At 74.1% G+C, this 448-nt stretch carries 1 pseudogene; it reads left to right on the top strand.

Features of this window, described 5'->3' with window-relative positions:
* Nucleotides 1-448: pseudogene (locus STRAU_RS37050) on the top strand (plasmid transfer protein TraB); the annotation flags it as partial.

Here is a 448-nt window from a genome sequence, read left to right as displayed (position 1 = left end):
GATCGGGTGCGGGCGGGGTCGGCAACTACCTCCTGAACCGTGCCAAGCCGCATCTGCCGCCCTGGCTCGGTGTGGCCGGGGTGGGCCTAGCCGGGGTGCTCGGTCACGACCGGTGGGCCGCCTCCCCGGCGGCCGCCGTCGGCCTGACCCTGACGTCGGTGGCGATGACCGGCGGCGCGTGGGTGATCGGCAAGGCGGCGAGCAAGCAGCGCCGTCTGCACTCTGCGATCACCACGGCGGCCGGGTCGGCGTGGCTGACGGCCGCGTGCCTGGCCGGGCCGATGGCCGGGCCGGTCGACGACCTGTACCTCATGGGCGGTTCGGCGCTCGCGCTGTCGTGGAACGTGCGGATCTTCATGCGCACCTCCGACACCGACAGCTCGGGCAGCACGGACGGCGGGCTGATGGAGAAGATCGGGCTCGCCCGGGCGCAGATCCGCGCAGCGCG

Source organism: Streptomyces aurantiacus JA 4570 (assembly GCF_000414115.1).
GTDB lineage: Bacteria > Actinomycetota > Actinomycetes > Streptomycetales > Streptomycetaceae > Streptomyces > Streptomyces aurantiacus_A.
This window is presented reverse-complemented; position numbering and strand designations above follow the sequence as displayed.